General features: G+C 43.5%; 8 protein-coding genes. 5 read left to right on the top strand and 3 right to left on the bottom strand.

Annotation, left to right across the window (positions count from 1 at the left end; genetic code table 11):
- Nucleotides 1-65 precede the first annotated feature (65 nt).
- Entirely contained in the window at nucleotides 66-524 is a 459-nt protein-coding gene (locus V7126_RS18505) for a DinB family protein (protein WP_335498182.1), read from the bottom strand.
- Nucleotides 525-638: 114 nt separating this feature from the next.
- On the opposite strand from V7126_RS18505, the gene V7126_RS18500 reads away from it, so the two are divergent.
- The 4 genes from V7126_RS18500 (at nucleotide 639) to V7126_RS18485 (ending at nucleotide 4,697) form a co-directional block, all read left to right on the top strand.
- The gene (locus V7126_RS18500) at nucleotides 639-2,177 is read left to right on the top strand and encodes an SMI1/KNR4 family protein (RefSeq protein ID WP_335498180.1); all 1,539 of its coding nucleotides are present in this window, start codon (nucleotides 639-641) and stop codon (nucleotides 2,175-2,177) included.
- 114 nt (nucleotides 2,178-2,291) lie between these two features.
- The gene (locus tag V7126_RS18495; protein WP_046128874.1) at nucleotides 2,292-2,735 is read left to right on the top strand and encodes a DUF2521 family protein; all 444 of its coding nucleotides are present in this window, start codon (nucleotides 2,292-2,294) and stop codon (nucleotides 2,733-2,735) included.
- Nucleotides 2,736-2,834: 99 nt separating this feature from the next.
- Nucleotides 2,835-3,548, top strand: coding sequence for an N-acetylmuramoyl-L-alanine amidase CwlD (gene cwlD, locus V7126_RS18490; protein WP_335498177.1), 714 nt, complete (start codon nucleotides 2,835-2,837; stop codon nucleotides 3,546-3,548).
- An 87-nt stretch (nucleotides 3,549-3,635) separates the two neighbouring features.
- On the top strand, nucleotides 3,636-4,697 hold the full coding sequence (locus V7126_RS18485) for an Mrp/NBP35 family ATP-binding protein (protein ID WP_046128876.1): 1,062 nt from the start codon (nucleotides 3,636-3,638) through the stop codon (nucleotides 4,695-4,697).
- Between the two features lie 47 nt (nucleotides 4,698-4,744).
- Here V7126_RS18485 and gerD read toward each other — a convergent pair whose 3' ends face one another.
- Nucleotides 4,745-5,311, bottom strand: a complete 567-nt coding sequence (gene gerD, locus V7126_RS18480) for a spore germination lipoprotein GerD (protein WP_046128877.1) — start codon at nucleotides 5,309-5,311, stop codon at nucleotides 4,745-4,747.
- 100 nt (nucleotides 5,312-5,411) lie between these two features.
- Between gerD and V7126_RS18475 the strand changes: the two genes are divergently transcribed.
- Nucleotides 5,412-6,011: a KinB-signaling pathway activation protein gene (locus V7126_RS18475; RefSeq protein WP_046128878.1), complete on the top strand. Its 600-nt coding sequence runs from the start codon at nucleotides 5,412-5,414 to the stop codon at nucleotides 6,009-6,011.
- A 4-nt stretch (nucleotides 6,012-6,015) separates the two neighbouring features.
- Here V7126_RS18475 and pdaB read toward each other — a convergent pair whose 3' ends face one another.
- On the bottom strand, nucleotides 6,016-6,780 hold the full coding sequence (gene pdaB / locus V7126_RS18470; protein WP_046128879.1) for a polysaccharide deacetylase family sporulation protein PdaB: 765 nt from the start codon (nucleotides 6,778-6,780) through the stop codon (nucleotides 6,016-6,018).
- Nucleotides 6,781-7,134: the final 354 nt, after the last annotated feature.

Below are 7,134 nucleotides of genomic sequence, written 5' to 3'. Positions count from 1 at the left end.
CAGTTCTCAAAACGTTAATTATGGCGTTTTAAAGGCTCTCAAGACTTTTGTCTTGGGGGTCTTTTTTATTGTTGCCGTTCTACATATGAAGCGGATACCGGAACACGGTTCATCTCCCGCGCCCAGACAGACATTTGTCCGATGTGATGAATTTCATGGGCGATCAAATGCCTTAAAATATCACCTTGTGTATAGGTTTCTTCCGACCAAGACGCTTTGACAGGCTTTTGTTCGGCTGAGCTGGAAAAATGAAAAACCACGCTCTCAACCTCGGGACGATACGCTTCAGAAAACCTGATAATGTGCTGAATCGACGGGTAGTCGGAAAACTCGGGAGTGAAGTCCGGCCTGTCTAAAATGGCATATATCCAGCTTACCTCAACATCGACAATATGAAACAGGTTTTTCAAAATGCTTTCCATACCGCCTGAACGCTTCTTTTCGATTTCCTCCGGCGGCTGCTTCAGGCACCAGTCAAACCATTCATCGCGAACTTGCCAATTATACTGAAACAAACCTTTCATCTCATGCTCACCTCTCCTAACATGTTCGGCTTTTCGCTCTGTTTCCCTTCCCGGATTGCCAAGGATACACATTCATGATGTAATTAGTCTTACAAAGCATTAAGGAGAGAAAAGATGATTCAAACAATGATGAAACAGTTGCATACTGAATTAAAACAACATTTCCGTCCGTTTTTGGATCCTCCTGCAACAGAGGAAGACATTCAACAAGCTGAAAATGAGATGGACGTCGCGTTTCCTGAAGAGCTCAGGGCGCTTTATCTTGCACATAATGGTGAAAAAGAATCGGGCCCCGGATTATTTTTCGGACTCCCTTTTCTTTCCTTGCAAGAAATGCTCACGGAGTGGCGAATATGGAAGGGGCTTGAGGGAGATGAAGAATTGGAAGAGATCGATGCATATTCGGTTCCGCCGTGCTGGATTAAAGAAACATATGCGAACCGCCGATGGATTCCGATCAGCAGGGATTACGGAGGAAATCATATTGGCGTAGACCTTGACCCTGATCAGGAGGGGAAAGCCGGACAAGTGATCAACTTCGGGCGCGACGAAGAAATAAAGTATGTCATTGCTCATAATGTGGCTGATTTACTGATCCATATAACAAATACGCTCAAAAATGGTCATTATACGATTGATGAATATGATGATGCCGTCAGCTGGAGCTACGGCAAAGAGGAAGAGCTTCATTTCCTGGATGCCATCCGTTCCATGGAACTTCCGGTGCTGCATGCAAGACCGCAGGAAGCCGATCTTGAACATGCGGACCGGTGGCTTCGCCAGCTGGACGATCGCTGGACTGCGATTGTGGAAACGATGGCTGAAAGTCCAAAGGCATTTTGTAACAAGATAAAGTTGCGTTTAGCTGGCAGGGAGCTGACCCACATTAAACCGCTATCAATCTGCACGGATATGAGGGAATTGAATTTAAGCGCAAATCGCATTCATGATTTAACGCCTTTGCAAAGCATGGTCTTTTTGAAAAAGCTTTATCTTGGAAATAACCCGGTAACAGACTTAACGCCAATCGCTCAATTGAAACATCTGCAGTATTTAAATGTGGAGAAAACAAACGTGACCGATTTGTCTCCGCTTGCGGATTTATCATCTTTGAGAGAATTGGATATGACGGATATTCAAGCTGCAGAATACACGCCGCTCAGTCACTGTAAAAATCTTGAGGTTTTAAAGGTAAATGTTTGCAACGAAAAGCAAATAAACGATATTTCTCAAATCAGCACGTTGAAACGATTATATATATGCGGAAGTGAACATGTAACCGAAGAAGAGATAAAAGCAATAGCAGGTTCGAAAACATTAAGGTCTATAACAGTTGAAAATATTACGTTAGAAAACGTTGATTTCTTAGGCACGCTTCATACGCTTCAAACACTAAAACTTATAAATTCGACCATTAAAGACGCAACTGCTCTTGCCGGTCTGGAACATCTGAAAAGACTGGAATTGGATGGTTCTGAAATCGCAAACCTTAAAGTGGTGGCGCAGTCGCCTTCGTTAGAGGAGTTTACCGGTTCTTTTGACCAATTTTATGTATTGAAGGACATATGCAAGAAAAAAGTGGATTTCTCTAAAGTAATTGGCGACATGTCTGAAGAAGAAGAGGAGATATGGAGCAGCTATGTAAGCGAATAGCTTTTCATCCCGCGGCTCCTAATATTTTCGGCTTCTTCCTCCGTTTCCCTTCGCCGCTTGAGCATGATTTCCCGCTCCTGATTGCACAATACAATGTAAAAAGGAGGCGGTGTTATGGGGACGGTATTATCCTTCATTAATGAAAAACAAAAAAAGCAGGTGAATCTGGAGAAGCAGCTTCTGCGGGAACTCTCTGTTGAAAAAATCATGGACATGGCAGAGGAATGCTTCGCACCCCTTTTTCACTTTTTTTCGAAGAATACGGATATTTTATATGACGGCTGTATTGATTTTGCGATTGAAGCATATTTGCTCGGCGCTCAATTCGGAAAGTTCGGCTATCACGGAGAGTCTGCCCGACAGGCGATGACCCGTTCTGAAAAAGAAGAAAAGGAGCTCCTGCACGAGCTTTATGAATATGCGCTGAGCTGGTCGGCCGCTTTCAATATTACCCTGTACGATGAAGGGCTCTATTATGCCTGTGAACGCTTTATCCAAACCTGGTGGAAGGAAGGCTTCAGCGAAAGGGAAAAGCGTTTCAAGCTCCGTCTCAGATAAGATCAGAGATTTCGAAAAGTACAATTTGCCGCTTTAGACCAATCATATTTCCTCTCCTTGTCCCATATCTTGTAGTAAGGACAAGCGGGAGGGAAAGGGATGAAAGAAAAAATAAAATGGCTCGGGTTTTTGCTCGGCTTTGTCGCTTTATTATGTTTGTTTCAGTATCAATTCAATAATGATGATTCGTGGAAATCATGGAATCTGCCGCTGAGCGGAAAAATCATCTACATTGATCCCGGGCACGGAGGTCCGGACGGAGGGGCATCAAGCGGAGAAACCCTCGAAAAAGACATCGCGCTTGAGGTTTCTTTAAGAATCAGGGATTACCTTCAGGAGCAGGGAGCTTTGGTGCTGTTGACGCGGGAAGCCGATCGCGATCTCGCCCCTGAAGAAACGAAAGGCATGAGCCGAAGAAAAGCTGAAGATTTGCGGAAGCGGGTCGACATGATCAACAACTCGGAAGCTGATCTTTATCTCAGCATTCATCTGAATGCCATTCCTTCCGCAAGGTGGAGCGGTGCCCAAAGCTTTTTCTACGGACAGTACGAAGAAAACGAACGGGCAGCCAAGTTCATTCAGGATGAATTGAGACACAACCTTGAAAATACAAATCGTAAAGCAAAACGGATTCACGGCATTTATTTGATGCAAAACGTAAAAAAACCGGGGGCGCTTGTTGAAATCGGGTTTTTATCCAATCCCAAAGAAGCAAAACAGCTGGCAAAACCTAAATATCAGGACAAGGTCGCCGCTTCGGTTTATAAGGGCGTGCTGCGTTACTTTACAGAAGACAGGGACCCTCCTGAATAAGGAGGGTTTCTTTTTACGTCAAAGACACTATCAGGAAAGATATGCTATACTTATTTTGTAAACGAATACAACAGAGGGTGAGATTCAATGATGCGAGAAGACGATGTAAAAAAAATAGTCGGCGATTTGTACGAGCCTTTTCTTCAAAAGCCGCTTAAAGAGCTGGATGCTGTGAAAGACATAAGAATCAAGCCTGAAAAACGGCATGTCAGCGTAAAAGTGGCGCTCGCAAAAACGGGATCTGCCGAACAAATGCAGCTTCAGCAGGAAATCGTTACACGGCTGAAGGAAGCCGGCGCTGAAACGGTAGGCCTGCGCTTCGAAGAGCTGCCTGAAGAAATCGTCATGAAATACCAGCAAACGTCTTCCGGACAGGAGAGAACATTGCTGAACAGTGAAAAACAGCCTGTCTTTTTAGCCGTTGCGAGCGGTAAAGGCGGTGTCGGAAAATCGACTGTTTCCGTGAACCTGGCTGTATCTTTAGCGCGGCTCGGAAAAAAAGTCGGGTTGATTGATGCTGATATTTACGGCTTTAGCGTGCCGGATATGATGGGAATCACCGTCAGGCCGACTATAGAGGGCGAAAAGGTCGTACCTGTGGAAAGGTTTGGCGTCAAGGTAATTTCCATGGGATTTTTCGTCGAAGACAACGCGCCGGTCATTTGGAGAGGGCCGATGCTCGGAAAAATGCTCAATAATTTCTTCAATGAAGTGGAATGGGGAGATGTGGACTATATTATTTTAGATCTTCCGCCGGGCACTGGAGACGTTGCACTTGATGTCCATTCCATGCTCCCGAGCTGCAAGGAAATCATCGTTTCCACTCCGCACCCGACCGCTGCCTTTGTCGCAGCCAGAGCAGGGGCGATGGCATTACAAACAGATCACGAAATCGTAGGAATCGTAGAAAATATGGCTTACTATGAAAGCGCAAAAACGGGCGAAAAAGAATATGTATTCGGCAAAGGCGGAGGAGAAAAGCTGGCGGAAGAACTGGGCGTTCCGTTATTGGGCAAAATTCCGTTAAAGCAGCCGGATTGGGATGATAGCGACTTTGCGCCGTCAGTTTACGACCAAAGCCATCCTACAGGTCTCATTTATATGGATATCGCGAAAAAGATCGATGAAACGATCAGCGAAAAATCATGAAAAAAGCTTCTTCCGGGGAAGAAGCTTTAACAGCGGACGGTTTACGTCTATTTTTCCCCGCCGCCTTCTTTCGCGGTTTCGGCAGCTGCTTTTTTCAGCTCGTCTTCAAATTGTTTCCGGTAAAGAGGGCTTGAAAGGGTTTCTGTTATCACTTCCTTAAGGTGGGTTCGGAATTCCCGGCTCCTGACCAGTTCGCCGTATTTTTTCGTCATTTCCGGATCCTGAAGGACGCCCATCAGCATCTTTTGGTAATCCGGATCTTTCATCAATTTTTTCAGCACGGCTTCGTGTTCATTTTGCATCGTTTTGGCGAAGCTGGAGGCAAATTTCGGATCTTCAAACACCGTCTTCCAAAACTCTGTTCCTTTTTTGGAAGTCAGCGTTTTTTCAACCGTATCTTTAACCGTTTTTTCATCCATTGCAAGCGTTTGATTCATTTTGTCATCATTTAATACGTCTTGAATTGCTTTTTTTCCGTCATCTGTTTTTAATATATCGACAACCATTTTTTTTGTTTCATCATAGTCCATTTCAGCTGCTTGGTCCTTGGGAGCACAAGCTGTTACAGATAGAAACAGAAAACAGCTTATCCATAGCAATGCGGATTTAAACATGCTTAAGCTCCTTTCGAAAACTCGTCTTACCTTTAATATGAATGTCTTTCATAAATTTATGCATTACAAAATATCGCACTTAGGGGTTGGGAAGTCTACAATGAAAAGCCGTAACCTTGTTCGATTTTTCTTTTCTGTTTTAGGAGTAGGCGCGCTGACGACAAGTATTATCGGTTTTGCCATAGAATGGGGAAGATACAAGGAGCTGTTTCTGTCGTTTGAGGTGTTGGAGATTCTCTCGGTTTTGTTTTGGTTTGTCGGGGTGGGCATGATTTTCAGCGTCATTGCCCAAATGGGGTTTGTGATCTTCTTAACGATCCACCGTTTTGCGCTTGAGATTTTCAGATCGCATTCTTTATGGAACTCGATACAGCTCTTTTTGATTATATTTGTAACGTTTGACTTGGTTTATTTGCGTTATTTGTTTTTCGGAGAGGGAAGCGGATCGATCGTTCCTTATATTTGGCTGCCGCTGTTGATCATGATCATCGGTCTTATTGCGGCTTACATGAAACAAAAACAGTCCTCGAAAAAAACGTTTGTTTCCGCATTGTTTTTAATGATCGTCTTTACGGTCATGGAATGGTTCCCGGCGTTAAGGGTGAATGAAGAGGACTGGCTATATTTAATGCTGCTTCCCTTGTTAAGCTGCAACGCTTTTCAGCTTTTAATGCTGCCGAAATTCCTAAGCCGTTCATAAACGTTTATTTGACCTCGGAAGATTTGGCATCGGTATTTGCAATTAATTCACTGATCGTTACATTTTTGAGCCCCTTGCTTCGCAGATGATGAATGATTTCAGGCAGAGCCTCTTCTGTCTGCTTTGCTGAATCTGAAGCGTGTAAAAGGACGATATCTCCGGCATTTACAGCGCCGCTCACGTTTTCAACAATTTTTTGGACTCCGGGGTTCGTCCAGTCATCGGAATTGATGCTGTAATGAACAATCGTGTAACCGTATTGCTTTGCGACATCGAGGACATCTTTATTAAACTGGCCTGTCGGCGGTCTGAGCAGCGTGAGATCTTTCAAGCCTAATTTTTGAAAGGAATGCTGCGCCCTGGCCAGGTCTTTTCTGATCTCGCTTTTTTTCATTTGAGAGTAGTTTTTATAAGCATATCCCATGTTTCCGATCTGGTGGCCGTCTTTTTGGATTCTTTTCACAACATCAGGATGACGTTCCGCCCATGAAGCCGACAGAAAAAAGGTGGCGTTTTTTATTCCGTTTGCTTTTAATGTATCTAAAATGGGTAAAGCTTTTTCATCTCCCCAGCTAATATTGAATGTAAGGGAAACCTCATTTGTGTCAGAATCCCCTCTATATATCGCCCTTGTCTCGCCGCCTGCAGAAAACACGGGAAGAGGGAGCATGTTCTGCACATAAAAAAAGGCTGCTGTAGCAAATGCGGCAATGATGATGATGATCAGCTGCTTGACCCGTTTGATATGCCACACATAAAAATGATTCACTGAAAAACTCCTCCTTGTCCATGCTGCTTTGTTTTCATCTTATGCTTGTATAAAAAAGAACATAACAATAATTCGCCTTTAGAAATAAAATAAAAAATATGGTTGACTTCGTGAGGTCGACCGTGATATATTATTAAACGTCGCTGATGAACAGCTGACATAAAAAAGCTCTAATGAATAATTTTTAAAAAAGTTATTGACAATAAAGAGAGCTTGGTGTTATATTATTAAAGCCGCTAAACAAAGCGGAAATGATCTTTGAAAACTAAACAAGACAAAACGTACCTGTTAATTCAAATAAATCGCACATAAACGTGCGTAGTCATTTTCAAACTTTTTTTATGGAGAGTTTGA

The organism is Bacillus sp. JJ675 (assembly GCF_036963165.1).
GTDB classification, from domain to species: domain Bacteria; phylum Bacillota; class Bacilli; order Bacillales; family Bacillaceae; genus Bacillus; species Bacillus glycinifermentans.
Note: the sequence above shows the minus strand (reverse complement) of the source record. Positions and strands in the feature narration are given on the sequence as shown.

What these genes read in the sequence shown, in the direction of transcription:
- V7126_RS18475 (WP_046128878.1), top strand. Translation starts at nt 5,412, where the DNA reads ATGAAAAGCCGTAACCTTGTTCGATTTTTCTTTTCTGTTTTAGGAGTA.
- cwlD (WP_335498177.1), top strand. Translation starts at nt 2,835, where the DNA reads ATGAAAGAAAAAATAAAATGGCTCGGGTTTTTGCTCGGCTTTGTCGCT.
- V7126_RS18485 (WP_046128876.1), top strand. Translation starts at nt 3,636, where the DNA reads ATGATGCGAGAAGACGATGTAAAAAAAATAGTCGGCGATTTGTACGAG.
- gerD (WP_046128877.1), bottom strand. Translation starts at nt 5,311, where the DNA reads ATGTTTAAATCCGCATTGCTATGGATAAGCTGTTTTCTGTTTCTATCT.
- V7126_RS18500 (WP_335498180.1), top strand. Translation starts at nt 639, where the DNA reads ATGATTCAAACAATGATGAAACAGTTGCATACTGAATTAAAACAACAT.
- V7126_RS18495 (WP_046128874.1), top strand. Translation starts at nt 2,292, where the DNA reads ATGGGGACGGTATTATCCTTCATTAATGAAAAACAAAAAAAGCAGGTG.
- V7126_RS18505 (WP_335498182.1), bottom strand. Translation starts at nt 524, where the DNA reads ATGAAAGGTTTGTTTCAGTATAATTGGCAAGTTCGCGATGAATGGTTT.